We start from the raw sequence: 1,721 nt of genomic DNA, 5'->3' as shown, positions 1-1,721 counted from the left end.
ATGCGCGGAATCAATAGTTGCTCCTTTCACAGGAAACGCCACTTCGATTAAACGACGATCAGCCATTCGAAGTACTCCTCACCAGTTGCGCGGGGAAGGCTCTCGACACCCCAATTCATTTACTACTGCGCCCTGAAGCGTGGCATTACACCCAAATGCGGTGTGTGGTTTTAAAGGCAAATATAAGTTGGTTTAATATTTTAACAAACAGTAACCAAATTGTCAAGCGGTTTATTGTTCGGGTATGTTGTTTCTCTTCAATTGTGAGGTGTTTGAAGTGAGGGTGGCGAGGCTTGCGTTCGGTAGTAAGGATGGCTTGCACTCCTCGCCACCTTGCACAAACAGCGGCAATCTGAAGGGTCATGAGAACATTAGTAAATCATCGTATAACTATGTCATCTCCACTCCTTATTCGAAGGAGGCGATGTATCTCGTCACCAACCTTCTCACAGGAACTGATTGCCGTCAATGCCACATACGATCCTACCGCCGGCACGCCAACACCAGTCGGCACAACACACTTGACGTCCACTCCACTGCCGTCATTTATTACAAACCAATCCGTGCCTGCATCAGTTACACAACCACTGGTCCGCACAAGTAAGCCAATGTTGTTTAAACCAACACCACCTGTTACCCCTCGCTGACCAGCTCCATTCGAAGGATTCCACATCCAGTCGCCGCCACCAAGTGCCCGATTAACCATCCCCAAAGGCTTGATATTGCCTGTGCCACCCTTTAGCACATACAAAGCAATAATGTATCGCTCGCCAGAATCTGCATCGGTCGCAAGCGTTCCAAGAAGGGTGACCTTGTCTCCAACAGCTAGCCCATGGTATGCCTGCCGCACTTGAATGCCTGCAGACCGGTCTTGAGACTCAACATAGAAGAAGCCATCGAACGCGCCAGTGACTACCACATCATGTATTTCGACCATCTGTCCATTCGGCAGCAGCCGAGCCCCTGAAACCGTTACTTGAACACCCGGCGAATAGTATTCGTCGCTTCCCATGTCTACAGTCCTGTTCTTGCGGAGCTGACCATCAATGTCAAGCCAGTCAGGCTGGACAACGCTATCGTCGCCTGCATCTATGCAAGGCGAATCATACCGTATGTGGTAGTCGCCCGCCCCCCGGTTAACAAAGATTGGGTCAACCTGGATGTCGCCAATGCCAGGTGATAAGCCATTGTAGTTGTAAGAAAGACTGCCCGGGTTGTACACGCAGTTGTTGCGAAGTGTCGGCGAACCGTTGAGATTGTAGATACCTGTGTAGTTGAATGCGACTATGTTGTTAAATATCGAAGGAGAAGAGTAGTAGCAGTATATCACCTCCCGAAAATCGTTTGCAGCTATAGTGTTGTTTAAGATTGCAGGCGAAGAATAAGAGCAGTATATCCCGGCACCGCCGGATGATGCCCTGTTTCCAACTATGGTGTTGTTCGAAATGATTGGCAAGGAATAGATGCAGTATATCCCACCGCCATAGGATGTTGCTTTGTTCGATTTTATGGTGTTGTTTGAAATGACTGGTGAGGCATAGGAGCAGTATATCCCTCCACCGTTGGTTGCATTGCCATTTCGTATTGTGAAGCCACTTATAGACGCAGCTTTGTAACCCACTTGTATCGCAGTCACCACTGAACCACCCTGGTTGCCATCCAAAATAGTCGCATTAGCTACCCAGTTCCGCTGCTCCCTCAACGTCTCAGTCCCTGCAAAA

At 49.0% G+C, this 1,721-nt stretch carries 1 protein-coding gene; it reads right to left on the bottom strand.

Features of this window, described 5'->3' with window-relative positions; translation table 11 throughout:
• Window positions 1-379: 379 nt before the first annotated feature.
• Window positions 380-1,721 (bottom strand): DUF1565 domain-containing protein (locus QHH26_11310; GenBank protein ID MDH7482542.1); only part of this gene is annotated, 1,342 nt, incomplete at its 5' end.

This window comes from Armatimonadota bacterium (assembly GCA_029907255.1).
Classification (GTDB): Bacteria; Armatimonadota; UBA5829; order DTJY01; family DTJY01; genus JAIMAU01.
Note: the sequence above shows the minus strand (reverse complement) of the source record. Positions and strands in the feature narration are given on the sequence as shown.